Here is a 25,606-nt window from a genome sequence, read left to right on the forward strand (position 1 = left end):
CGAGGGTACCCCGTTCGGGTGCGCTGAGCCTCGACCCGCGGGCTGATCTCGCGGCGGTCGCACGGGGCCGAAACCAACTGCGTGCGAGAATTGCCCGCATGCATGCGTCCCCTTCGTCCGTCGATGCGTCAGGCATCGGTTCGAAGTTGCTGGCGCGACTGCGGCTGCCAGATGGCCAGCCGTACTCGAAGGCGATGCTGCTCACCGTCGCGGCGCTCGTCGTCGCGTTCGCGGGCGACATGTTCCGCTACACGATCGGTTGGACCGGCTACGGCATCATCGTCGGCGCGATCGTCGTGCTCTCGATCGTCGTGCTCGTGCGCCGCAAGCCGCTGCTGCGGCTGCGCCACCTGCCGACGATGTTCCTCTTCTTTACCGGCTGGTGCCTCGCGACGCTCGTGTGGTCGGAATACCGCCTCGAGACCGCCGTCGGCTCGGCCGTGCAGCTCCTCACGGCGCTCGTCGGCCTCACGATGGCGGTGTCGCTCACCCGCATGCAGCTGCTACGCACGCTCGGGTCGGCGATGCGGTGGCTCGTCTACCTCTCGCTCGCGTTTGAGCTGTTCGCGGCGATCTTCATGCCGTGGGGCGTGCTCCCGCCGACGTACACCCGCCCCGGCGTGCTCGAGAGCCTGCTCGGCACCCCCGACCTGCCGCATCCCCTCCCCGGCGGCTTCTACTGGACCCACTCGGAGCTGTTCGTCGGCGGGCCACTCCAGGGCGTCATGGGCAACCGCAACCTGCTCGCGATGGTCGCGCTCATCGCGCTCATCGTCACGATCATCGAGCTGCTCGACCGCATGGTGCGGCTCTGGTACGCGCTCGTCGCGGGTGCCGCGGCCGTGCTGACGATTCTCCTCACCGACTCGGCGACGATCTACGTCGCGGCCGCGTTCGTTGCGCTCGGCGCGGCGCTCGTGCTCGTGGGCCGGCGCATCCATCGGCGAATGCGCTGGGTGCTCTACTGCGTCGTGGGCGCGTGCCTCATCGCGGGCGGAACGCTCGTGGTCATCTACAACGACCAGGTCTTCGCGCTCATGAACCGCTCGTCGGACATGTCAGGTCGCGGGTCGATCTGGCGCGCGGTCATCGCGCTCGGCAGCGAGTCGCCGGTGCTCGGGCACGGCTGGGTCAGCTATTGGGCGCCGTGGCTGCCGCAGTTCCACAGCCTCGCGGTGGTCGAGGGCATGCCGTACCACCAGGCCCACAACGCCTTCCTCGACACCTGGATGCAGACCGGCTTCATCGGCCTCGCGCTGTTCGCGGGCCTCGTGTTCTCGACCCTCGTGCGCACCTGGTGGATCGCGATCGACATTCCCGACGCCCCGCGCATCGAGTCGCGCCGGGTCGGCGGCCGGGCGCACGTCGCGGCGGCGACCGCGGCCCCGTTCCTCGTAATGGTCGCGCTCGTCGTGCAGGCAATGACCGAGTCGCGGCTGCTCGTCGAGGGCGGCTGGCTGCTGCTGTGCTACTTCGCGATCTACGCGAAGCTGCGCATCCAAGACCCGGCGATCCTCCCCCGCCGCAGCCTCACGACGAAGACCGGCCCGGTTCGCGTCGTGCTGGATACGCGCCTGTAGTTCTCGGGGCTGCTTCCCTGGTGCGCGAGGAGCCGCCGGGCTCTCCGCGTGCGGACGTAACGCGCCCCGTGCCCACGCGGTCATCGTTCGGCGCGCCGACGCGGTCAAGCGCACCGTGGAAACGGCGTTGCCCCGCCCGAACGAGTCGGGCGGGGCAACGCGCGGAGTGAGGATGCGGTGGACTACACGTCGCGCATCCGGTCGCGGCGGGCGACGAGGATTAGCCCGAGGCCGACGGCCACACCGAGTGCCACGATCAGGACGATCGGGGTCGCGCTCGCGGGGCCGGTCACGGCGAGCGCCGAGCCGTCGGCGGCCTCGTCATTGTCGGCGGGCGGGATCACCGTGAGGGGCGCCTGCCCGGCGTCGTCGGCCGCATCGGCCGTCGTCGCAGTCTCACTCGGCGTCGGCGACGGGGTCGCCGCCGGTGCCGCGCTGTCGTCAGACGCCACGGGGTCGTCGCCCTGGTCTGCGTCGTCGGCCGGCTGGGCCGCCGGGTCGGTCGCGATCGCGGCCGTGACCGAGATCGAGGTCCAGCCCACAACCTCACCGTTCACGTCGTAGAACGCGAGGTGGTGGTCGCCGGCCGCGAGGTCGGCGGGCAGCTGCACCGCGACGGTGCCGTCGTCGGCAACCGTGACCTTGCCGATCGTCTGCGGCGTCGAGAACACCATGGCGGTGACCTCGGTGCCCGCGTGCTCGGTACCGACCGTTGCGGTGACGGTGTCACCGGCCGCGTACTGCGAGTCGAGCGTCCACACACCGTTGGCGTTCGCCTCGGTGAGGTCGTCCGCGCTCGGTGCTTGCGTCTGCGTAGGCGCCGCCGTCTCGGTCTGCTTCGGCGTCTCGGTCGGCGTCGGCGTTGCGGTCGGCTTGACCGTCTCGCGCGGCGGAATCACCGTGAGCGGCGCCTTCGGCGTCGAGGTCGGCTTCGGCGTGGCCGTCGCCGTGGGCTTCGGGGTTGCCGTGGGCTTCGGGGTCGCGGTCGCGGTCGGCTTCGGGGTCGCCGTCGGCTTCTGCGTTGCCGTCGCGGTCGGCTTGGGCGTCGCCGTGGCCGTCGGCTTCGGCGTCGCCGTTGCTGTCGGTTTCGGCGTCGCAGTTGCCGTGGGCTTTGGCGTTGCCGTCGCGGTCGGCTTCGGCGTTGCCGTCGCGGTCGGCTTCGGCGTTGCCGTCGCGGTCGGCTTCGGCGTTGCCGTCGCAGTGGGCTTCGGCGTCGCCGTTGCCGTGGGCTTCGGCGTCGCGGTCGCAGTCGGCTTCGGAGTCGCAGTCGCCGTCGGCTTCGGCGTCGCCGTGGCCGTCGGCTTGGGCGTCGCAGTTGCGGTGGGCGTCGGCGTGGCGGTCGGGGTCGGCGTCGCCGCCGCCTTGACCGTCACGGTCTTCGTGAGGGCCTTGTGGCTCCCGCTCCCAACGTTGATGGCGTAGATCGTCACTTGATGCGTGCCCGGCGTGAGCTTGCCCGTCGTGTACGAGAAGCCGACGTTGTCGGTTTCAAGCTCCGGGTAGGCCTTGTTCACGTCGGGGCGCGCGAGGTCGGCAGCGATCGACTTGTAGGGCTTGCCGTCGATGTAGACGTGCACGCGAATCGACGACTCGGGGCTGTCAGCGTCGAACGCCCATCCCTTCACCGTCACCTTCTGGGTGTCGCTCACGGTGGCCGACTCGAAGTTCGCCTTCGGGTTGTTCACCGGCTCCGTGGCGGGCTTGTCATCGCTGACGGGTGCGGTTGGCGAACCGAACCAGTCGGTCCACAGGCGCCAGAAATTGCGGTTGCCGTACGCCGAGCAGCTGTCACCGGTGCCGTAGAGGTTGTTCAGCGCAGCCTGGTTCGGGGTGTAGGGCGTGTAGATGTAGAGGGCCGCGGTGGCCTGGTTCTTGATGTACACGCTCTTCGTGCCGCACGAGGCGCTCGGGTTGTAGAGGATGTTGTTCGTTCGGCCCGCGACGTAGTTCCACGAGTTCGGCGACTGGGCGTACCGCTGGTACTGCGCGGCCGAGTTGTAGACCTGGTTGAAGAACCCACCGTATTCGGGCGCGCACCAGCCGGGTCGCGAGGGGTCGTCTGGGCAGTAGTAGCCCATCGCACGGTCATAGCGCCACGCGGCGGGGTTCGAGATGGTGACGAGCGAGGTCTCCTTCTCGAGCAGCACGAGCAGCGTCTTCTGCGAGATGTTGCAGGCCTTAGCGACCTTGTAGATGACCTCGGCAGCGGTCTCGTTCGCCTTGCCGGTGTAGGCGTCACAGCGTGAGGTTGCCTCCATCGAGGGCGTCGTCACCCGGTACGACTTGAGGCAGTTCGTGGTGCAGTTCGCGCCCTTCGCGGTGAGGAAGTCCTGCACCTCGCTCGCCGTCATCGCGTTGTCGTTGTAGAACTGCGCGTCCGACACGATGTAGCCCGGGTCGAAGTCGGCAGCGTTCGCGGCCTCGGCCTGCTGCGCGGCGCCGACCCCGAGCACGATGCCCGAGACGGCGAGCGCAGTAGCTGCGGCCGCTGCGAGGAATTTCGTGAGGCGCTTCACTAGCCGGCCTCCGCCACGGTCTCAGCCGACTGGCCCCAGACGCCGTCGCCCTCGAAGGTGAGGGTGACCGTCCAGTCGCTGCCCGAAACGCCCGAGATCGTGAGGGGCGGGCAGATGGTCGACTGCGCGTCGGGTACGGCGGCGATCTCACCGGTGAGCTCGGTGCCGTCGGCGCTCACGGCGGTCGCCGTGCAGGTGCCCTCGCCGATGTAGCCGGTGATGGTGCCGCGCACCTCGATGGTGCCGGCCGACTCGTCGAGGTAGGCGCTGTTCACGGTCAGCGGGAACTCGTCACCCTCGGGCGTCGCCTCGGGCTCCTCGGTCGCAGTGGCGGTGGGCTCGGTCGTCTCCTCGACCGGCTCGGTCGCGACCGGGGCCTCGGTGGGCGCCGCGGTCGATTCCGTGGGCGAGGCGACGGTCGCGCCGGGGGTCGTGGGCGTCGTGCAGCCGACCAGGATGAGCCCGGCGGCCGTGAGCGACATCGCCCCGGTCAAGATCGGCGCGAGGCGCCGGCGTTGAAGCGTGTTGTCCAACATTTTCTCCTCCTCGGCGTGTCGTCACGTGAGTTAACGACTTTCACAGTATTCACACCGGTCACGATTGTCACGCAAAACTGGGAGATTACGCAAAGAATTCGGCGCGTCCTCGGCGTGTCGTCCTCGAATCGGGAGTTTCGGGCGTAAAAGCGGCGGGGCCGGGGAGATCTCCCCGGCCCCGCCGAACATGGCGATCGCGCGATGGCGTTACAGCAGCGCCCCGCGAAGCGCCTTGAGGTAGGTCGAACCCCAGCGCACCGTCGGCTCGAGCACGGCACCCTCGGCCCACTCGTTCCACGCGTTCACAATCACGACGCGATGCTCGGCATCGCGGTCAGCGACCGCCTCGACACAGGCGCGCATCCATCGCCGGAAGGTGTAGGGATTCGCCCCGACCCACGCGTGCGGCTCCCACTGGCGCCGTGCGGTGTTGTCGAACCCGACCATTGCCCCCGGGAAGTCGGTCTCTGGCAGCGATGTGCGCAGTCGTTCGATACCGGCGTCGCACATGCCTCGGTAGCTGAACAGGCCGCCGCGGAAGTGGCTCGAAACCCCGAGCCCGTCGTGCGACACCGCGATGTAGTTGTGGTTGTGCGGCGGGAACGCGAGGGCGCCCTGAATGCCCGCCTCGAGGTACGACCGGTTGAGGCCGTCGAAGTTCGCCCCAACATCGACCGACATGAGGTGCAGCTCCCCCGCGCCCGCCTCGCGGGCACGACGGCGCCACTCCTGCACCACCTTCGGGTAGTCGGGCAGCTGCGCGATTCGGTAGACGGCGACGACGGCCGCACCGTCGACGCGCACGTACCGGTCGTCGAGCAGCAGCGGCATGATGTCGTCGATGAAGTCCTCAGCCGGAACCTTGTCGTACTCCTGCGCGATGAGCACGTTCGCGGTGTCGCCATCCCAGCGGCGGGTCCAGTTCTCGTTCGCCCACATGATGCAGAACGGCTGGTCGAGGTCAGACTCGAGCAAGCGCTGAATCGGCATCTCCATGAGCTTGTGCCCCGAGAACCAGTAGTAGTAGTACATGAACGACTCGACGCCGTGCGCCTTCGCGAGCTCGGTCTGCCGCTCGCGCACCGCATCCCGGTTGAGGTCGTAGTACCCGAGCTCACCCGGCAGCAGTGGCTGCGGCTGTCCGAAGTACACGGGCTTCGCCTTGGTCACGTTGGTCCACTCGGTGAAGCCCTTGCCCCACCACGCATCGTTCTCGGGGAACGCGTGGAACTGCGGCAGGTAGAACGCCATCGCGTGCGCCCGCAGCGCCGGCTCGGCGAGGCGGCGCGCAAGCTCCTCGCCGCCGTAGCGCGCATCCACCGGCAGGTCGGGGCGCTCGACGATCGAGTAGCCCGCCTCAATGCCGAGGATGCCAATGATGCGTTCGATTGCGTGCGCCGTCGTGCCGTCGATCTGACCGGCCTCGGTCTCGAAGTCGGGCTCGTCGAGCATGAGCGAGCGCAGCCCCTGCAGGATGAATCCCCGGATCCAGTAGATCGAGCCCGAGGGGAACTCGAGGTCGTCGGGGTTGAAGTCGTAGCGCAGCCGGCGCAGGAGCTCACGCACGTGGCCGAGGTCGCCGCCCCACTGGTCGGCACGCGCGATCGAGTCCTTCGAGGTCACGACGCCGACCTTCGGGTTCGTGAGCATCGTCGAGAGGATCTCGTTGACGTTCTCGGTCGTGCCGAGCAGGTCGCGGTAGAAGCCTTCCTTCCACTCGTCGCCCGAGCCCGAGAGCGTCGCGTGTTCCTCGCGCCAGGCGCTCTTCTTCGTGTGCACCTTGAGCACGATGTCGTAGCCGTCGAGGTACCCGGCGTTCACGACCTGAATGAGGGGCCAGATGTCGCGGCCGTGGTTGGCCACGGGCAGGATGCGCAGGTTGCGGGCGCCGCTCGCCGCGAGCGCCGCCTCGTCGAGTTCTTCGCCCGACGCGTTCGTGACGATGAGGTCGAACGGCACTTCGATGTTCCGCAGTTGCTCGGCAAGCTCGGAAACGAGGTCGGTGTAGTAGACGTGCAGGTGCACGCCGACGGCTGCGGGCTGCTCGAACGGCGGAAAATCAACGCGCCACTTCGACGGGAACCCGACGAAGTGCGCGCCCTCGTACCGTTCCACCCAGCTCTTGAATTCGACCCCGCCGGGCGCCCCGCCCGAGGCAATGCTCCTCCCAGCGATGACGTCGCCCAGCAGCTGCCGCCCGCGGATGACGCGGCGCTTCACGCCCTCTTTGGTGATTCGTCGCATTCGACTCGTTGTTCCTTACTCTGTCGCGAATCGGCTAGAGCCAATTCTCGATGTCAATGTGGAATTCCTTGCGCAGCCGCTCGGGGATGCGCTCGCCCTCGGCGACGACCGACGGCGAGGTGATGAGCTCGCGCTTGAGGAACGGCACACCGGCTCGAAGCACGTCGCCCCAGGCCGTGATCATGGGGTTGAGCTGCGCGTCGCCGACGAGCTGCGGCTCGAGGTACGCGGCGGCGACGAAGCCCTCGTTGTACATCCGCCGCGAAAGCCCATATTCGTAGCGCCGAATGATGTCGGCCTTCGTGGGCTCGACTCGCACCGATGCCCAGAAGTCCCGGAACGTCCGCGAGCGCAGCACCGACGGCGTGTAGCCGATGAAGTAGCTCTGGAGGTGGCTGCCCATCTGATGGTTGCGCACGAGGCCCCACAGATCGCCCCGATCGGCCTCGAAGTCGTCAAGCACGCCGTCGATCGACCCAAAGGGGCCGAGCAGCGAGTCGTTCACCTGGAGCACACGGTTGGCTTCGAATACCTGCGGCTGGCTGAGGAACGCGGCGGCCCAGCTGCCGAAGTCGTACCCGATATTTGGCTTGCGCAGGATCGCCGCGGGTTGCGGCAGTGGCTCGCGGAAGTCGAGGGGAGCCGGGTCGCTGCAGGCGCTCGAGATGAGCACGAAGTAGCCGCGCTCCATGACCGCGCGCACGAGTGCCTCAAACGAGGGCGAGACGCGCGAGTCGAGTGCCCAGTGCGCGATCACGGCCACGCGGTCGGGATGCTCGGGCACTCGCGTTTCGGTCTCCCACCGCAGTTGCGGACGGAGCGTTTCGTAGAAGACGCTGCGCACGCGGGCTAGCCTCGGCCCCGGCGCATCGCAGCGCGCAGCGGCACGGTGACCTGCCACGAGCGCGAGTTGCGCAGATCCTGCACCTGCTGAGCGAAGTGCGCGGCGCTCGCCTGCTCGGCGGCGACGCGGCGCTCCAGGGTGCTCACTCGACGCTCGAGCTCGGTGATGGTGAGCCGGGCCGCCTGCAGCTCGCCGCGAAGACGCTCGGTTTCTGCTTCTTGGGTAGACACCTGTACTGTCACTCTCTCTCGGGCATGCGTGGCCACAAGTTTACGAGCACACGCCTCGGTAGACTCGCAGTCAGCGTGCGCGACATCATCGCGTCAATCGAAAACGAAACTTCTATGGATCAATTTGATGAGGCGCAGCAGGCCACGATCGAGCGGAATGCTCGCCTGGCCGCGCTGCCACTGAAACCCACCGGTGCGCAAGGCAAGCTGTTCGCCGGATTCGCGCATTCGGTCGGGCAGATCTGGCAGCGCCGCGAAATGCTCGGCCTGCTCGTCGCCCGCGAGATCAAGGCGCGGTATAAGGATTCGGCGCTCGGCTTCCTCTGGGGCCTCGTTCGGCCCCTGACGCAGCTGCTCGTGTACTACCTCGTGCTCGGGCACTTCCTCGGTGCCGCACGGTCGATCCCCGAGTTCGCGGTGTTTATCTTCTCGGGCCTCACGATCTACGGCCTCGCGAGCGAGATGCTCATGCTCATGACCGGCTCGATCGTTGGCAATTCGGGCCTCGTGAAGAAGGTCTACCTGCCACGCGAGATTTTCCCGCTCGCGGGCATCGGCTCGGCATTCTTCAACTTCGCGCTGCAGCTCATCGTGCTGCTCGCGGCCTGCCTGCTCACCGGCACCTTCCTGTTCGGCTGGCAGCTGCTCTACGCCCTCGCCGCCGTCGCCATCGTCGTGATCTACACGCTCGCGATCGGCCTCGCACTGTCGGCGATGAACGTGTACCTGCGCGACGTGCAGTACCTCGTCGAGGTCGTCGTCATGCTCATGATGTGGGCCTCCCCCATCGTCTACTCGTGGACGTTCGTCGGCACCGCGTTCGGCGAGTTTGGCTGGCCGCAGTGGCTCGTCGAGGTGTACGTGAACAACCCCCTCACGCTCGCCGTCATCGGATTCCAGGCGGCATTCTGGGAGCCGGGCCTCCCGCTTCCGGCCGCGGGCCAAGACCCGACGTTCGTGCATCCCGAGAACTTCGAGCTGCGGATGCTCATCGCCGGCGTGATCGGCCTCGTGCTCGTCTTCATCGCGCAGCGCATCTTCGCGCGCCTGCAGGGCAACTTCGCCCAGGAGCTGTAATGACCATCGAGAACACCATGCAAGACAGCCCGACCGTGATCGCCGTCAAGGAAGTGTCGAAGCGCTTCGTCATTCACCAAGACAAGTCGATCAAAGACCGGGTGCTGCACCCGCGCCGCACGCGGGAACACGCCGAAGACTTCTGGGCGCTTCGCAACGTCTCGATCGACATCAAGTCGGGGAACACGATCGGCCTCATTGGCCCGAACGGTTCGGGCAAGTCGACGCTGCTGAAGATCATCGGCGGAATCCTCGCCCCCTCCGACGGCGAAGTGCTCCACCGGGGCCGCATCGCCGCCCTCCTCGAGCTCGGCGCTGGGTTCCACCAGGACCTCACGGGCCGCGAGAACATCTACCTCAACGCGTCGATTCTCGGCCTCTCGAAGGAGCAGACCGACGAGTACTTCGACGAAATCGTCGCGTTCTCGGGCATCGAGCAGTTCATCGATACCCAGGTGAAGTTCTACTCGTCGGGCATGTACGTGCGCCTCGCGTTCGCCGTCGCGGTGCACGTCGACCCCGACATTCTGCTCGTCGACGAGGTGCTCGCAGTGGGTGACGAGGCGTTCCAGCAGAAGTGCCTCGACAAGATCCGCTCGTTCCAAGAGGAGGGGCGCACCATCATCATGGTGACGCACACCCTCTCGCAGATCACCGAGTTCTGCACCCGCGCACTCGTACTCGGCCACGGCAATGTCGTGTTTGATGGCGCCCCCGAGGAGGCCGTCGAGATTCTCCGCTCGGGCTTTGAGAGCCTCGGCGAGGCCGACAAGATCAAGGAGCGGCTCGCCCGCGAACGTCGCCTCGACGAGGCCGATGCGGCCCGACAGCGCCTGGGCCAGATCACCGCGATCCGCGCGGTGCTCCCGGGCGACGAGCTGCGCCCCGGCGATGACCTCCATGTCGAGGTCGACCTCGACGTGGCGGCCGACATTCCGAACTGGAACCTGGGCCTCACGGTGACGAACGCGATCCAGCAGATGGCGCTCATGACGAGCGCTCGGCGCGCGGGCCTTGCGGGGACGACCCTGCCGGCGGGCCAGCACACCCTGAAGTTCGCGCTCCCGAACATGACGCTGCCCCACCAGGAGTACACCCTCACCGCGGCCCTGTACGACGCGAGCGACGCGGAAATCTCGCGTGTCGATAACGCCGCCTCGTTCGTCGCGGCGAGTGACGATCGCAGCACCGGCCTCATGTACACCCCGGCAACCGCATCCATTGACTAGGAGGCCGCCCATGCGTCCCGACCCCATCATCATGACCCTCATGGTGCGTGACGAGGCCGACATCATCGCGGCCATGCTCGAGCACCACCTCGCGCAGGGGATCGACCGCATCATCGTCACCGACAACGCGTCGGTCGATGGCACGCGCGAGATCCTCGCCGAGTACGAGGCGGCGGGCGCGATCGAGCTGCACGACGACCCACGGCACGAAAAGCAGCAGTCGGAAGTCGTCACCCACATGGCGCGTCGCGCTTACGAGGAATACGGCGCGGCGTGGGTCATCAACGCCGATGCCGACGAGTTCTGGGTCGCCGACTCGGGCCGCACGGTCGCCGAAGCCCTGCGCGGCCTTGGCGACGACGTCGTGAGCTTCACGGCGCCGGTGCGGAACATGTTCGGCACCCCGCTCGCCGCGGGCTCCGCAGTGAAGGGGCACGTATGGCGCGACGAGCGCGACCTCGCTGAGCTGAACGCCGTGGGGCTCCACGACCACCCGACGGCCGACTGCGTGCACCGCGGCGCGGCCGACGTCGAGGTCGCGCAGGGCAACCACTTCACGAACCTGCCGCTCACCCCGGCCACCGAGATTCCGGCGACGTCTCGCCTCACGGTGCTCCACTACCCGTACCGCACCTGGAACCAGTACCGGCACCGCGTCGAGTTGACCGCCGAGGGCTACCGCAACTCCGACAAGACGCCATCGCCGCGCCACCACGTCATGCGCGACGCGACCTGGCTCGAGGCGGGCGACCTCCTGCCCTTCCACGTCGCCCGACACCCCGATCTCGAGGCCGAGTCGGCCCCGGCGGGCTTCGCCCTCGACACCCGCGTGCGCGACGCCGTTGCGGCACTTGCCGAAGACGGCGCCCTGCTGCCCGACCGCCTCGCCGAGGCGCTCGCGGAGCCCGTCGCCCTCGAGCACGTGGCTGAGGCTCGCGATCGCTTCGCGACGATTGGCTCGTACGTCGTCGAGGCGGCTGCGGCCCGCGCCGACGAGAAGTATCAGCAGCACGAGTTCTTCGTGCAGCTCGGCGCCCGAGAGGCGGCCGACGAAGCGCTCACCGCGACGCGAGCCGAGCTCGAGCGGGTCGCCGCGGAGCGCGACTCCCTCGCCGCCCGCCTGCGCAACGCGAACGCGACCATCGACGACCTCAATGCGTACGTCGCGCGCTTCTCGAGCCACCCCGTCACGAAGGCCGCGATGCTCGCGTTCACGCCGGCTCGGGGCCAGCGCCGGCACACGCTCGGCCGAATTCGCGACCTCGCGCTCGCACCAGTGCGACGGGTCAAGGGGATGCTCCGAAAGGGTCGCTGACAGCGCTCCCGTGGCTCGGCAACGGCGCCGAACCTCACGCCACTGGCCAAGAGACGATAGAATCGTGAGTTTGTGCAGCAATCGACCCCTTCGAGCGAAAGCAGCAACATCACGTCTCGTTCAGCCACCAGCACGCCATCGTCCGGACGATCCGGCTCGATGAGATCGACGCCGAAGACCTCGGGCTACATCCCCGAGGTGCAGGGAGTGCGCACGGTCGCGCTCCTGCTCGTCGCGGTTTTCCACATCTGGTTCGGCCGGGTCTCGGGTGGCGTCGACATCTTCCTGCTCGTGTCGTCGTACCTCATGACGCGATCACTCGTGGCGAAGGCCGAGGCGGGCTCGATCACGCAGCCGGTCGTCTTTCTTATTCGCAAGTTCTCGCGGTTGCTCCCCGCGACGGCGATCGCGATCATGGTCATCCTCATCGGCGTCTTCGTCTTCATGCCGGCCGACACGTGGCGCGGGGCCGCCGGCGATGCCCTCGGCTCGCTCGGTTACTTCGAGAACTTCCGCCTGCAGGCGGCGGCCGTCGACTACTTCAACGCCGACCACTCGACGGCGAGCCCGTTCCAGCACTTCTGGTCGCTCTCGATTCAGGGGCAGGTGTTCGTCATCTGGGCGATCCTCCACTGCCTCGGCGACCTCGCCGCCCGCGCGCTCAAGATTCCGCCTCGCCGACTCTTTTTCATCGCGTTCTCGTTGATCACGGTCGCGTCGTTCGCGTACTCGGTCTACCTCACCTCGACGACGCAGACCATCGCCTACTTCGACACGTGGGCACGCCTGTGGGAGTTTGGTGCAGGGTCGCTGCTCGCCGTCGTGCAGCCGTGGCTGCGCCCCGCGCGGTGGTTCCGCATTGGCGCGAGCTGGTTCGGCTTCGTCGGTATGGTGACCTGCGGCTTCGTGCTTCCCGTCGAGTCGAGCTTCCCCGGTGTCGCCGCCCTCTGGCCGGTACTGAGCGCCGCCCTGATCATCGTGTCGGCAGGTGAGCCGACCCGGTTTGGCGCCGACAGCATCCTCGCCCGCGGGGTGCTCAACAAGCTCGGCGAGTACACCTACGCGCTCTACCTCACCCACTGGCCAGTGCTCGTCATCGCGCTGTGGGTTTCCGGTCGGTCACACGCGGGCTTCTGGCTCGGGCTGCTCATCCTCATCATCTCGGGCGCGCTGGCGGTCGCAATTACCCGCCTCGTCGACCTCCCGAGCCAGAAGTGGGTCAACCGGCCGCCGCGGCGCCAGCTGGAGCCTCGCGCCAGAACTCGCCGCCTCACGTCCCGCGCCGCCGTCACGATCATCCTCAGCGCCGTCATCGCGCTCGTGCCGGCCGTGACACTGCAGCAGATTCAGCGCGCACAGAGCACCACCGACCTCGCCGCCCTCGACGAGCTCGACTACTCGACGATTGGCGCGAATAACCCCGGCCTCGTGACCGAGGGCGACCCGGTTCCCGCCTGGAGCGTCGCGCAGGATGACTGGACCTCCCTCGGCGCGGACTGCGCCGAAGACGATCCGTACAACGCGGGCCTCTGCTACGAGATCCCGCCCGTCAGCGGCGGCGAGGCCGAGCGAAATGTCCTGGTGCTTGGCAGCTCGCACGCCACCCAGTTCAGCGCCTCAGTGCTCGAGAGCGTGAATCGGAACCCGGAGTGGGGGTTCCGGGCGCAGGTTGCTCCCGCGTGTTACTTCCACATTCGCGAGAACATCGGCGAGGCGTGCGCCGACATGTGGGAGCAGGCGACGAGCTACATCGACGAGCAGCAACCCGACCTCGTCGTACTCTTCGGCAGCCTCTCGCAGACCGAGGGCAATGAAACGATGGATGAGCTGGTCGGCTGGATCGCCGAGCGCAAGGCGGCCTCCCCCGACACGACGATCGCGGTGCTGCGCGACAATCCCCGCATCGGGTTCTCAATGTCGGAGTGCGCGCAGCAGCACGGCGTCGACTCGAGCGAGTGCACCTACACCGTGCCCGACCCGCCCAGTGATGGATACATCGCCTCGATCGAGGAGGCAGGCGGCACCTGGGTCGACCTCACGCAGTCGATCTGCCCCGAGGGCGTGTGCCGACCGGTCGTCGGTGGGGTCGTCACCTACCTCGACGACAACCACATGACGCAGACGTTCATTCGCACGCTCGCCGGACCGTTCTCAGAGTCGATCCGCGAGGATGCCGACTGGTGGCCGGCCGACCCGTACGAGGGCGCCTACGAGGACCGTGCGGGCGACGGCGACGTCGTCGAAGACCTCAATAGTTAAGCGCGTGGCCCGGCCGCAGGATGCGGCCGGGCCACGCGCCAGCTCCACTCGCCCCAGCACCGGTGTGCTAGGGCGATTTGCGGTTCACTAGCCGTTCGATTCGACCTCGAGCAGGTGCTGGAGGTAGCGGCCGTAGCCCGACTTCTTCAGGGGTTCGGCGAGCTCCGCGAGCTGCTCCGAGGTAATCCACTCAGCGCGCCAGGCGATCTCCTCAATGCAGCCGAGTTTGAGGCCCTGGCGGTCTTCGATGACCTTGACGTACTCCGACGCCTGCATCATCGACTCGAACGTGCCGGTGTCGAGCCACGCCGTGCCGCGGTCGAGCACGTGCACCTGCAGCTTGCCGCGCTCGAGGTACTCGGCGTTGATCGACGAGATCTCGAGCTCGCCGCGGTCAGAGGGCTCGACGTGCTTCGCGACCTCGACCACGTCGTTGTCGTAGAAGTAGAGGCCGGGCACGGCGTAGTTCGACTTCGGCTGCTTCGGCTTCTCTTCGATCGAGAGCGCCTTCATGTCGTCGTCGAACTCAACGACGCCGTACGCGGTCGGGTCAGCGACCTGATACGCGAAGATGAGGCCGCCATCGACCTCGCCGTGGGCGCGCAACGACGAGCCGAGGCCCGTGCCGTGGAAGATGTTGTCGCCGAGCACGAGGGCAACCGAGTCGTCGCCGATGAACTCTTCACCGATGATGAACGCCTGCGCGAGCCCGTCGGGCGAGGGTTGCTCGGCGTACTCGATGCGAATGCCGAGGTGCGAGCCGTCGCCGAACAGCGCCTGGAACTGGCTGTTGTACTCGGGGGTCGTGATGATCAGGATCTCGTTGATGTCGGCCATCATGAGCGTCGACAGCGGGTAGTAGATCATCGGCTTGTCGTAGATCGGCATCAGCTGCTTCGAGATGCCCTTGGTGATCGGCCACAGGCGCGTGCCCGAGCCACCGGCGAGAATGATGCCCTTCATTAGTTGGCCTCCTTGTGGCCGGCGTTCAGCTGCTCGTAGAACTTCAGGCACTCGTCGTAGTCGGGCAGGATGCCCTGCTCCTTCGCCTCGAGCAGGCCCGGGGCGTCGGTGTCCTTCGGCGACAGGAGCAGCTCCGACTCGGGCAGCCCGAAGTCGAGCCCGACGGTCTTGCACAGCGGGTTGACGCCGTGCTCACGGCCCGGGGCGTACGTCGACGAGCAGAGGTAGCTCACGGTTGTGTCGTCCTCGAGCGCGACGAAGCAGTGCCCGAAGCCCTCGGGAATGTAGATAGCGCGGCGGTCGACGTCGTCGAGGCGCACGCTGTCCCACTTGCCAAACGTGGGCGAGCCCACGCGAATGTCGATGACGAAGTCGATGACGGCGCCGCGCTGGCAGGCGACGTACTTCGCCTGGCTCGGCGGCACATCCGCAAAGTGAATGCCGCGTACGGTGCCGCGCTTCGAGACCGAGGTGTTCGCCTGCTTCAGGTCAAGGGGGTGGCCAACGGCCTCTTCGAGCTTGTCGAACCGGTAGTACTCGAAGAACACGCCGCGCTCGTCGGGAAACTGCTTCGGCGTGATTTCGAACGTACCGGGGATGCTGAGTTCGCGAATCTCCATGGCCGCAAGTCTAGAGTCTCGCCGGGCACGCATTCTGCAGGTTAGTGCCCGAGCACCATGAGCCGGTCGCCTGCCTTTGCCAACCACATGACGAGTTCCTGAATCGGCGAGTCGGGGTGCAGCCACGTCGTTTCGACCGCCGCGAGGTAGGTGATCGGCCCGGCGCCCTGGGTCATCCACACGAGCGCAATGCCGAAGAGCACCACGGCAACAACGCGACCGTTGCGCGGATCGAGCTTGACGAGTGCCGCCGCAAGCCCCGCGACGGCGAGGACGATGAGCGCGGGCAGGTACGGGAAGAAGTAGCGCGACGAATACGCGTAGAGCAGCCCGTACTTCAAGAGGTTCGAGTAGTTGAGGTAGAACAGTGCCGCCGTGTGCACGCCGAGCGAGAGCCAGATCGGCCAGCGGTAGCGCTCGGGCAGCGCTCGGCCGAGCACGAGCGCGAGCGCAACGACGAGCACGGTCGTGATGAACAGCAGATCGCGGGTCAGTGAGCCGCCAAACGTGTCGAGCACCGCACCGTCGGTCGTGCGAACGCCGATCCAGCTGAGCGTGCCGGTGACGCCCGGCAGCCAGCCGTCAAAGAAGGTCGTGAGTGCGCCGCCGATCGACGGTGACAGCGGGTCGCCAGCGTTCGCTTCGAAGCCCTCATTCCGGGAGTAGACCCCGTAGGTCATGCAGTAGTCGTGGCTGGCAACGAGGTCACAGTTGGGGTCAACCGACCCGAACATCACGACGTTGCGCACGTATCGGTCGACGGCCATCACCGTCGCGACCACGAAGATCGCACCGGGAACGATCAACTGACGCCAGCGAACAGGCTCGTCCCCCGAGCGAATGGCCCGGATGAGCGACCCGAGGTACCGCACGAAGGTGTAGACCGCGAGCACCGCGAACACCGGAACGAAGGTGAACTTCGTGATCGACGCGAGCATGCCGAACATCGCGAGCCACACCCAGTCGGTGAGCTTGCGGCCGTCGTTCTTCGCGAGTCGCACCTGCCAGTACAGGTAGCCGGCGACGAGCAGGAAGAGCAGGTTGTCGTAGTTCACCGTGGCGGCGACGAACGACATGAGCGGGATCGCCGCCATGAACCCGATGACGACGTTGACGATGGCCCGCGACGCAATGACCTGGCGCAACGTGTGGCGCCACACGACGAGCCCGCCCGTCACCATCGCGACCCCGACAAGGCGCGTGAGCGCGAGCGTCGTGAAGGTGTCGCCGAACATCGCCTCGAACGCGCGGTACGGATACGACATCAGCCAGTGATACAGGAACGACCCCGTGTACTCGACGTCGCCGAGCGTCAGGGTGGCGTCACCGTTCGGCAGTCGTGGCCCAAACTGGTCGGCGTACGCGCGAATGATGCCAACGTGCCAGTGCTCGTCGTAGATCGACAGGCTCATCGACAGCGCAATGAGTGTGCCCGATGCGGCGAACGCCACGATGACGAGCCAGAAGAACGCGCTCGACCCGACCGCCCTGATCACGACGTCAGCCGCCCGGCGTACGGAGTCACCGACCCGACCCGGCAGGTCGTTTCGCCAGGTCGCGGCTGCGGTCTCGTCGATCGTCGGGGAAGGTGCGGGCAAGAGACTACTCCTGATTGGTTGTGGGAACGTGCGCGGGCACACGAGGCGCGGATTTCAGCCACGGTGTGAGCGCCAGCAGCGCGATGCCGGCAATTGCGGCAACCGCCACCGCAGCCACCACAGGTTCTTGCCCAAGACCGTTGCGCATCGCAATGAGCAGCGGAATGCCCGGCGAGAACTTTGGAATGTCCAGCATATGCATCGCGTAGTACGTGCACGTCAGCGCGTTGAGCGCGCCGAGCATCAACGACGCCGCGACGAGGGCCGCGACGCCCCACCTACCGAGCGCGACGCAGCCGAACGCGAGGAGCAGGGAGACCGCGATCACCGCGGGCATGAAATAACGGAAGTTGAGTGCCCCGTAGCCGCTAGCGTGGCTCAACTGGGTTGCGTAGGTACCGGCCAACTGCAGCGCAAGCATCGCCACGAGCGTGACGTGGTTTGCATCGAGACGAAGGTACCTGCGCAGAAGGAGCACCACGACGACCGCGACGGTCACCGCGGCGAGTGCGACGACGATGATCGTGCCGATGTGCGAGAACCGCTCCGGCAGCCCCCGGCCCACGTACCCTCGGGCGATGAGGAGCCAGAACTCGGGGTCGAGCAACACCTCGACGGTGCTGCGATGCCGGCGGCCAAGTAGCGGTGCCTTCGGGCTCGAGCGATACCAGTCACCGCTTCGCTCGTAGTTGAACGCGTAGAACCACGCGTTCACGACGATTGCGCCGACGAGCATGAGCACCGCGATCGCCCCGTACGCCCACATGGTGCGCCACGCGCGCGTGCGGATGTATCGCAGCCCGGTGATGCCGAGCGCGGCGACGCACACCGCCAGCGGCACGATAAACGACGACTTCGTTCCGAGGCCGAGCGCCGCGACCACGACGATCGCCACGCCGGCCCACCAGCTCGGGCGACGCAGGATGAGGTGCGCGGTGAGCGCGAGCGCGAGGCTCGACAGCAGCGCGAGCAGCATGTCGTTGTAGACCTCAGCGCCGAAGCGAATCATCGTGAACGAGCTCGCGGCGATCGCGGCCATGCCGACGGCGAGCGGCCCCCGGTAGCGGCCGCCGAGGAGGTGGCCGAACCAGGCGACGACGACAATCGTGGCGGCACCGAGCACGATGTTGACGAGTCGCACGACCGCCGTGGCCTCCGCGACGTGCTCGGGGAGCATCCCGCCCACGAGCAGCGCCATGAGTGCGTAGTAGAGCGGCGGATGCGCCGAGGCGAACTGTCGCCCCGACACATCCGGAAACAGCGGGTGCCCCTCTGGCGCGGGGAGCTGCCCGATCGAGACCTGATAGACGTAGTCGAGGTGGTCCTTGGCATCTGCCGTGCCCTCGAATGGGAGCGTGAGCGCGGCATACGTCGCAACCGCCAGGTACACGAGTACGACGAGTGCGGCGCCGACACCGGCAACACGAGGGGCGCCGAGACGCCCCACTACTCCCCCCGACTTCATGGCGCTATTGGCGAGAGGTGACGATCTTGACGATCTCGTCGACCTGCACCCGTGAGCGATCCTTCACCTTCGGCAGCGACTCGCTGAGCTTCGTGCGCACGTCGTCCTCGTTGGCCACGAGGCGGTCGAACTCCGACCGCAGGTGCGACTGCGAGAACTTGTCTTTGCCGAACGCCCACTCGGCGAGGCCGAACATGTCGAGCACCTCTTGGTACTTGTGGCTCCAGCCGATCACGAGGGTCGGCACCGCCATGGCGAGCGACGAGACCATCGCGTGGAAACGCGACGCGACGAAGAGGTCGCAGAGGCCGATGACGTGGCGCAGGCCCTGCGACGACATCTCGGTGTCGATGAACAGCAGGTCATCGCTCGCGCCGACGCGCTGGGCGAGCTCCCCCACCATGGGCAGGTCGTTGTTGTGGGTCTTGTCGGTGCCGGTGCGCACGCTGTGCGGAATCAGCGCGACACGGTAGCCGCGCTCGCCGATGAGGTACTGCATGAACGAGGCGAGCTCGCCGACGTAGTCACCCCCGGCGCCGTCGATCTTCTTCTGCATGACGACGCTCGGCGAGATGCCGACGACCGGCTTGTCGCCGAAGAAGTTCACGTCGAACTGTGTCTCGGCCTCGCGCTTCTCGTCGTCGGTGAGTTCGAGCAGGAACGCGTAGTCGGCGCCCGGCACGGTGTTCTTGAGGCCGAGCCCGTCGAGGTGCTCCTGCGTGATCGCGCCGCGCGAGATGATCTTCGCCATCTTCGGCAAGAACACCTTCGCGGCGGCCTTGTTCGCCGGGTTCTCGAACGGCCCGAGCGCCTGCGCGCACTTGAAGACGGGCACGTTCTCGTTGAGCGCGGGGAGGATGCTCGCGACGTTGTAGATGAGGAACTTCTCGCGGCCGTCAACAAAGGTGATGCCGCCCTGGTCGAGCAGAATGTCGGCCTTCGCGAGGGCGCGCGCGGCCGGCGACGAGGTGCGCAGCTGGCGCCGCAGCGGCGGCAGGAGGCGGTACGCGAGCGCGGCCGAGTTGATCTTCACGCCGAGCGTCATCGGGTCGGCGTCGACGATGTCGAGGTTCGGATACGGGTTGAGGCGGCGGTCTTCTTCGGGGTACATGCTCAGCAAGGTGAACCGCACGTCGCCGAGCGCCTCGGTGAGGGTCTGCACGGCGCTTTCGAGCATTGCGGCCGCGCCCTTGTTGCCCGAGAGGGCAGAGCCAATGATGACGATGTTGTAGGTCACTGCTGCTTGAGCCTTCCCTTATTGAGTACGAGGTAGATGAGCGCGACGAGCGCATCCGACACGGTCGCACACAGGCGTGCGACCAACGTTACGACGATCGCTTGCGCAACCGGGATGTACGCGCTGAGGAGCGCGACAGCGACCGCCTCGCGCACCCCGAGGCCGCCGGGCACGAAGATCGCGAGCATGCCGATGATGCTCGCGAGGATGTAGGTCGCGGCGACGCCGAATACCCACTCGGGCCGCATCCCCACCATCGATTCCATGATGAACACGAAGCCGATGCCGTTGAGGATGCGCGGAATGAGGTACCCGAGCTGGAACCCGGCGAGCGGCAGGGGCCGAATCACGTCGGTCTCGGCGAAGGGCTGACGCTTCACGAGCGCGAGCGCCCTGTTGAGCAGCCAGTAGAACGCCTTCGGGAAGAAGATGATGAGCATCGGCACGACGACGAGCAGCGGCAGGAACAGGCCCGCGTTCGACGACAGCTCGTCGCTGAACATGAACACGACGGGAATCGAGAGCAGCACGCTCGCGATCACCATGAGCACGTTCTCGTAGATGAACGAGTTCGTGACGGTCTTCTTGCTGAGGCCGACCTTGTTGCCCCAGGCGATCTTGTTCAGCACCGAGCCGACCTGGCCGGGAATGTACTTCAGCACCCACGAGGCGGCGTGGATGCGCACGGCGTCGGAGGTCGACACTCGCGTGCCCGACATGTGGGCGAGCAGGCGTCCCCAGAGCAGGCCTGAGACGACGACGGCGAGGGTGAGGAGCACGGTGCCGCCGACGAGCCACCAGTCGAGGTGGAGGTCGACGTCGCGCAGCGCCTCGATGTTGTTCGACAGCGCGCGCCAGAACAGCAGCGCGATCGCGACGATGATGACCCAGGGCAGGATCTTCGACGCGACCTTGAGCGCCTTCTTCAACGGCTACTTCTTCGCGTTGATCGAGCGGATGGAGTCGATCGACTTCTTCTGCGAGAACGGCACGCCGCCGTTCGGGTCGGCGTAGCCGAACGCGATGAGCATGATCACGCGCTCGCTCGCGTCGAGCCCGAGGGCGCGCTGCATCTGAATCTCGAGCGGCTCGAAGTCGGGCCAGTTGATGATCGTGCTGCTGATGCCGAGGGTCTCGAGCCCGTAGATGAACGACATCGCGGCGAGCGACGAGTCGACATAGATCGCGTGGCGGTCGCGCGGGCTGAAGTAGCTCTCGAGCTTGCCGACGACGACCGCAATGGCCGGAACCTGCTCGGAGTAGCCGCCCGTGCCGAACGGGATGCCCGCAACCTCACGCGCGAGCGCCGGGTCGGTGAAGATCTTGAACTCGTACGGCTCCCGGTTGCACGCGGTCGGCGACTGGCGAGCGACCGCGAGGGCCTTGTCGACCAGTTCGACCGGCACCTCGCGCTGCTCGAACCAGCGCACGCTGCGCCGGTGGGTGGCGAGGTTCAGCATCTGGTCGTAGGTGACCTCGGGGCTCGTGCGCTGCCCGGCGAGGAACGGCGAGCGCGACACGACGTCGCTCACCGCGCGGTCGGCCGGGTGCTCGTCGATGCCCTCGACCGGCTCGATCTGGCCGATGACGTTCTCGAACCGTTCTTTCGCCTCGGCGATCACCGGGTTGCTCAGGTCGACCATGTCGAAATACGCGCGCAGCACGTCGGTCGCCCAGGCGACCTCGTTCGGGTCAACGCGTACCGAGCCACTACGGCGGCTCAGCGCGCCCTCGAGGAACTCGATGGTCTCGCCGAGGTAGTCGAGCGCGAACACGTCGCGACGCGGCTGCATGACCATGCCCTTTTCGAGGCGGTGGATGTTGCGGCGCAGGCCGACGTTGTTGCGCTGCGGCCGGTTGATGTCGCGGTAGTAGTGGCTACGGCCCCGCAGCACGGCGTACTGCTCACGATTGAAGGTGGCGAACCCGACGGTCGAGTAGATCGTCGCGGTGAGTCGGTTCGAGGCGGCGACCGCGAGCACGGCCCGGTTGGTGCCGTTGTAGACGGCGCGAACCTGTGGGTTCGCGAGCAGATTCTTGACGGTCGATTTCAGCTTCTTGAGCATGTGTTCGAGGTACTCCTTCTCACCCTGCCGTAATGGCAGACGTTCAAGCCTACGACAGCGCCGCCGCCGGGGCCATGGAAACGCCCCGGGCTACCGCCCCATACCCAGGTACGTGAAGCCCGCCGACTCCCAGTTCGCGCGGTCGAGGCAGTTGCGGCCGTCGACGACGACGCGACCGGTCGCGCGCTCGGCAACCTGCTTCGCGTCGAGCTCGCGGAACTCGCGCCACTCGGTGAGCACCGCGATGGCGTCGGCGCCGTCGACCGCCGCGTCGATCGAGTCGACGAACGGCAGATCGCTCGCGAAGCGGGCGACCGTGGGGCCGGCCTTCGGGTCGGTGACGCGCACGGTTGCGCCCGCCGCGACGAGGCGGCGTGCGACGTCAACCGCGGGCGAGTCACGAATGTCATCGCTGTCGGGCTTGAACGCGGCGCCGAACACCGCGATCGTGCGGCCCTCGACGCTGCCGCCGAGCGCATCCGCGAGCTTCTCGACGACGCGCGAGCGCTGGCGCAGGTTCACCTCGTCGATGTCGGAGAGGAAGTCGAGGGTGTCGTCGAGGCCGAGCTCGTCGACGCGCGCCTGGAAAGCGCGGATGTCCTTCGGCAGGCAGCCGCCGCCGAAGCCGACGCCGGCGCGAAGGAACTTCTTGCCGATGCGGTCGTCGTAGCCGATCGCCTCGGCGAGGGTCGTGACGTTGCCGCCGGTCGCGTCGCAGATCTCGGCCATCGCGTTGATGAACGAGATCTTCGTTGCGAGGAACGCGTTCGCCGACACCTTCACGAGCTCGGCCGTCGCGTAGTCGGTCGTCACCTTCGGGGTCTCGGTCCAGTCGAGCCCCTCGTAGGTCTCGCCTGAGAGGATCTTCGCGTAGGCCTCGTCGAGCTTCGACTCGGCGAACTTCGCCTGCTCGGGATCGGCGGGCAGCCCGTACACGAGGCGGTCGGGGCGGAGCGTGTCGTCGACCGCGAAGCCCTCGCGGAGGAACTCGGGGTTCCAGACGACGATCGCGCCCTTCGGGGCAAACTTCTCGGCGAGCGACGCCGCGGTACCGACCGGCACGGTCGACTTGCCCGCGACGATCGGCGGGGTCGCCCCGCCCTCGGGCAGCACCGCGAGCAGCGCATCCGTCGCCGCGTGCACGTAGGTGAGGTCAGCGCCGTGGCCGTCGCGGCGCTGGGGCGTGCCAACCCCGATGAAGTGAATCTCGGCGTCGGCGGCGTCGGCAAAGTCGGTCGAGAACGTCAGCCGACCCGACTCGACGTTGCGGCGAAGCAGCTCGTCGAAGCCGGGCTCGTAGAAGGGCGCCTTGCCCTGCGAGAGCAGGGCAACCTTGTCGGCGTCGGTGTCGATGCCGACGACCTGGTGCCCGACCTCCGCCATGCTCGCGGCGTGCACCGCACCGAGATAGCCACAACCGATCACAGAGAGTTTGCTCATGATGCCCAAGGATACCGGTGGCCGGTTGCCCCGAGTGCGCGCCCGGCCAGCGGGGTGACGTCGCGGTCGATCACCCTGCCGTGACGCGCAGTTTCCGAGTAGTGGTTCCTAGTAGTGGTCTTCGCGATCCTGCTGCGCGCGCTCACGGTCGAGCCGCTCGCGGTCGAGGTGCGGCTGCACGATCTGCTGAATCGCGTCGGTGCGCGGGAAACGCTGCACCTCGTCGACGCCGGCGATGTCGGCGGGCAGGTCGATCACGGTGTACTGCGTGCCCGCGACGTTCGGCCCGCCGAGCTGCACTCGCTTCACCCGCTCGAGCGTGTCTTCGAGCAGCACGCGGTTCGTGCGTTGCAGGTCGGCGATTACGAGCAAGACAAACGCCATGAACGAGGCGAGCAGCATGACCGAACCGAACAGCAGCGATTGCACGTGGCCGCCGGCAGTGCCAAGCATCATGAGGATGAGGAAGCGCACGAACGGGATGAGCCCGAGCACGAGCATGATCGTGCCGATGGTGCCGAGCACGACGTGCGGCTTAAACATGAGGAACGAGCGGGTGATCGCGGTGCCCGACTTGAACATGTGCTGCCAGATGTTCTTGAACAGGCGCGACTCGCGCGTCTTCGCGTTCGTCTCGACCGGTACCGAGGCGATGCGCAGGCGCTTGTTGCCCGCCTGAATGATCGTCTCCATGCAGTAGCTGAACTGCGTGACGACGTTGAGCCGGAACAGCGAGTTGCGCGAGTAGGCGCGGAACCCCGACGCCGCGTCGGGCAGCTTCGTGCCGGCCGCGCGATTCACGACGTCGGAGCCCACCTTCTGCATCTGCTTCTTGAACGCCGAGAAGTGCGCGATCTTCGCGGTCTGGCGGTCGGCGATCGCGATGTCGGCCTCGCCCGCGATGACGGGGGCGAGGAGGTCGGGGATGCGCTCCTGCGGGTACTGGTTGTCGCCGTCGGTGTTCACAACGATGTCGGCACCGTGCGAGAGGGCGTAGTCGACGCCGTCGGTGAACGAGCGGGCGAGGCCCATGTTGCGGGCGTGCAGCACGAAGTGCTCGACGCCGAGCTCGCGCGCGACCTCAACCGTGCGGTCGGTCGAGCCGTCATCGATAACAAGGATCACGACTTCGTCGACACCCGGAATCTCGCGCGGGATCGAGTTGATCACGAGCGGCAGGGTTGCTTCTTCGTTGAGGCACGGAATTTGGACAAAGACGCGCATAGCTGGGGTTTTCCTGACGGATGCCATCGGATGAGTACCTCTCGATGGTAGCGGCGGGGCGCCGATCCGGTTGACTGGCCCGCCGCTGTGCACAACTCACGATCGCCCAGGACTCCTCCCCTACGATCGTCACGACCCCGATAGCTCCCGCCGCCTCGACGGCTTCCGCCCCGAGAGATCCCATGACGAACCCGACACCGCCGCGCATCCTCGTGCTGCTCACGACCCACAACGGTGCCGACTTTCTCGCCGAGCAGCTCGACTCGGTGCTCGCGCAGCGCGGCGTCGAGGTGCACGTGCTCGCGTCAGACGACGCCTCGACCGACGCGACCACCGACATCCTGCGCCGCTACGCCGCCCGCGACACCGGCCGGGTGCGCATGCTCGAGCCCGGCGTCTTCGGCTCGGCAACCGCGAACTTCTTTCGCATCATGCGCGACGCCGACGTTTCGGGCTTCGACGCGGTCGCCTTCTGCGACCAAGACGACGTGTGGGTCGAGGGCAAGCTCGAGCGCCACTACGGCATCCTTTCGCTCGCCGACGGGCTCGACGGCCGCGGTGCGTACGCCGGCGTCTCGTCGAACGTCACCGCGTTCGATGAAAACGGCCTGCGGCAGCTCATCGCGAAGAATCAGCCGCAGCGCGACGCCGACTACGTGTTCGAGTCGGCCGGCCCGGGCTCGACCTTCCTGCTGCGCCCCGAGGCGTTCCAGCTCGTGCAGGAGCGCCTGCGCGACCCGCGCTCGGCGGCCTCCGATACGGCGGCCCACGACTGGCTCGCCTACGCGCTCATTCGCGCGAGCGGCGGCCGCTGGTTCATCGACGGCGAGCCCTCGGTCGAATATCGACAGCACGACGCGAACGCGCTCGGCGCGAACGAGAGCCTCGCGCAGTACGCGAACCGCCTGCGCACGATCGCGAGCGGCGGCTTCCGTCGCAATGCCGAGTCGATGACCGCGGCGGCGCTCGAGGTCGCCGCGCCGTCGGAGCGCGCGCGGCTCGAGTGGACCCGCGACCGCCTCGCGCGCCTCACCTTCGTGAGCCGCCTGCGCCTCGCCCGACGGGTGCGGCAGTTCCGCCGTCGACGCCGCGATCAACTCGCGCTCGGGGTCACCTTCGTGCTGGGCATCTTCTAGCCCGGCAGGACCCGCCCAACGGCGCCG

Annotated in this window: 20 protein-coding genes; 6 read left to right on the forward strand and 14 right to left on the reverse strand. The window is 67.2% G+C overall.

Annotated elements, in window-relative coordinates; genetic code table 11:
- Positions 1 to 98 precede the first annotated feature (98 nt).
- Positions 99 to 1,580, forward strand: a complete 1,482-nt coding sequence (locus G328_RS15300; protein WP_019619583.1) for an O-antigen ligase family protein — start codon at positions 99 to 101, stop codon at positions 1,578 to 1,580.
- A 182-nt stretch (positions 1,581 to 1,762) separates the two neighbouring features.
- Here G328_RS15300 and G328_RS16400 read toward each other — a convergent pair whose 3' ends face one another.
- The 5 genes from G328_RS16400 to G328_RS0111930 form a co-directional block, all read right to left on the reverse strand.
- Positions 1,763 to 4,096, reverse strand: coding sequence for a hypothetical protein (locus G328_RS16400; protein WP_019619584.1), 2,334 nt, complete (start codon positions 4,094 to 4,096; stop codon positions 1,763 to 1,765).
- Positions 4,096 to 4,632: a hypothetical protein gene (locus tag G328_RS0111915; RefSeq protein ID WP_154651574.1), complete on the reverse strand. Its 537-nt coding sequence runs from the start codon at positions 4,630 to 4,632 to the stop codon at positions 4,096 to 4,098. Before G328_RS0111915 ends, G328_RS16400 begins: the two co-directional genes overlap by 1 nt.
- 207 nt (positions 4,633 to 4,839) lie before the next feature.
- A complete protein-coding gene (locus tag G328_RS0111920; RefSeq protein ID WP_019619586.1) occupies positions 4,840 to 6,876 on the reverse strand; it encodes a glycoside hydrolase family 99-like domain-containing protein in 2,037 nt (678 codons plus the stop codon).
- A 34-nt stretch (positions 6,877 to 6,910) separates the two neighbouring features.
- Positions 6,911 to 7,720 carry a rhamnan synthesis F family protein gene (locus G328_RS15315; protein ID WP_019619587.1) on the reverse strand — a complete coding sequence of 270 codons (810 nt, stop codon included), beginning with the start codon at positions 7,718 to 7,720 and terminating at the stop codon, positions 6,911 to 6,913.
- 5 nt (positions 7,721 to 7,725) lie between these two features.
- Entirely contained in the window at positions 7,726 to 7,950 is a 225-nt protein-coding gene (locus G328_RS0111930; protein WP_019619588.1) for a hypothetical protein, read from the reverse strand.
- Between the two features lie 114 nt (positions 7,951 to 8,064).
- Here G328_RS0111930 and G328_RS0111935 point away from each other — a divergent pair, with 114 nt between their 5' ends.
- The 4 genes from G328_RS0111935 to G328_RS15325 all read left to right on the forward strand — a co-directional run bounded on the left by G328_RS0111935 (position 8,065) and on the right by G328_RS15325 (position 13,830).
- A complete protein-coding gene (locus G328_RS0111935; RefSeq protein ID WP_019619589.1) occupies positions 8,065 to 9,027 on the forward strand; it encodes an ABC transporter permease in 963 nt (320 codons plus the stop codon).
- Positions 9,027 to 10,256 (forward strand): ABC transporter ATP-binding protein, encoded by a 1,230-nt coding sequence (locus G328_RS0111940; protein WP_019619590.1) that lies wholly within the window; start codon positions 9,027 to 9,029, stop codon positions 10,254 to 10,256. Before G328_RS0111935 ends, G328_RS0111940 begins: the two co-directional genes overlap by 1 nt.
- Positions 10,257 to 10,266: 10 nt before the next feature.
- Entirely contained in the window at positions 10,267 to 11,571 is a 1,305-nt protein-coding gene (locus G328_RS16005; protein WP_019619591.1) for a glycosyltransferase family 2 protein, read from the forward strand.
- Positions 11,572 to 11,730: 159 nt separating this feature from the next.
- Positions 11,731 to 13,830, forward strand: a complete 2,100-nt coding sequence (locus G328_RS15325; RefSeq protein ID WP_019619592.1) for an acyltransferase family protein — start codon at positions 11,731 to 11,733, stop codon at positions 13,828 to 13,830.
- A gap of 87 nt (positions 13,831 to 13,917) precedes the next feature.
- Here G328_RS15325 and rfbA read toward each other — a convergent pair whose 3' ends face one another.
- The 9 genes from rfbA to G328_RS0111995 all read right to left on the reverse strand — a co-directional run bounded on the left by rfbA (position 13,918) and on the right by G328_RS0111995 (position 24,443).
- Entirely contained in the window at positions 13,918 to 14,793 is an 876-nt protein-coding gene (gene rfbA / locus G328_RS0111955; RefSeq protein ID WP_019619593.1) for a glucose-1-phosphate thymidylyltransferase RfbA, read from the reverse strand.
- Positions 14,793 to 15,413, reverse strand: coding sequence for a dTDP-4-dehydrorhamnose 3,5-epimerase family protein (locus tag G328_RS0111960; protein WP_019619594.1), 621 nt, complete (start codon positions 15,411 to 15,413; stop codon positions 14,793 to 14,795). The genes rfbA and G328_RS0111960 overlap by 1 nt, the downstream gene beginning before the upstream one ends.
- A gap of 41 nt (positions 15,414 to 15,454) precedes the next feature.
- Complete coding sequence (locus G328_RS0111965) at positions 15,455 to 17,011, reverse strand: DUF2142 domain-containing protein (protein WP_019619595.1); 1,557 nt, start codon at positions 17,009 to 17,011, stop codon at positions 15,455 to 15,457.
- A gap of 4 nt (positions 17,012 to 17,015) precedes the next feature.
- A complete protein-coding gene (locus G328_RS0111970) occupies positions 17,016 to 18,476 on the reverse strand; it encodes a hypothetical protein (RefSeq protein WP_154651575.1) in 1,461 nt (486 codons plus the stop codon).
- A gap of 4 nt (positions 18,477 to 18,480) precedes the next feature.
- Complete coding sequence (locus G328_RS0111975) at positions 18,481 to 19,713, reverse strand: polysaccharide pyruvyl transferase family protein (protein WP_019619597.1); 1,233 nt, start codon at positions 19,711 to 19,713, stop codon at positions 18,481 to 18,483.
- Positions 19,710 to 20,642: a lysylphosphatidylglycerol synthase domain-containing protein gene (locus tag G328_RS0111980; RefSeq protein WP_019619598.1), complete on the reverse strand. Its 933-nt coding sequence runs from the start codon at positions 20,640 to 20,642 to the stop codon at positions 19,710 to 19,712. The genes G328_RS0111975 and G328_RS0111980 overlap by 4 nt, the downstream gene beginning before the upstream one ends.
- 3 nt (positions 20,643 to 20,645) lie before the next feature.
- Positions 20,646 to 21,779 (reverse strand): nitroreductase family protein, encoded by a 1,134-nt coding sequence (locus tag G328_RS0111985; RefSeq protein ID WP_019619599.1) that lies wholly within the window; start codon positions 21,777 to 21,779, stop codon positions 20,646 to 20,648.
- A 90-nt stretch (positions 21,780 to 21,869) separates the two neighbouring features.
- A complete protein-coding gene (locus tag G328_RS0111990) occupies positions 21,870 to 23,219 on the reverse strand; it encodes a UDP-glucose dehydrogenase family protein (RefSeq protein WP_040905721.1) in 1,350 nt (449 codons plus the stop codon).
- Positions 23,220 to 23,327: 108 nt separating this feature from the next.
- The gene (locus G328_RS0111995; RefSeq protein WP_019619601.1) at positions 23,328 to 24,443 is read right to left on the reverse strand and encodes a glycosyltransferase family 2 protein; all 1,116 of its coding nucleotides are present in this window, start codon (positions 24,441 to 24,443) and stop codon (positions 23,328 to 23,330) included.
- A 182-nt stretch (positions 24,444 to 24,625) separates the two neighbouring features.
- Between G328_RS0111995 and G328_RS0112000 the strand changes: the two genes are divergently transcribed.
- Positions 24,626 to 25,579, forward strand: a complete 954-nt coding sequence (locus tag G328_RS0112000) for a glycosyltransferase (RefSeq protein ID WP_019619602.1) — start codon at positions 24,626 to 24,628, stop codon at positions 25,577 to 25,579.
- Positions 25,580 to 25,606: the final 27 nt, after the last annotated feature.

The sequence above is a fragment of the [Zimmermannella] faecalis ATCC 13722 genome (genome assembly GCF_000381765.1).
GTDB classification, from domain to species: Bacteria; Actinomycetota; Actinomycetes; order Actinomycetales; family Microbacteriaceae; genus Gulosibacter; species Gulosibacter faecalis.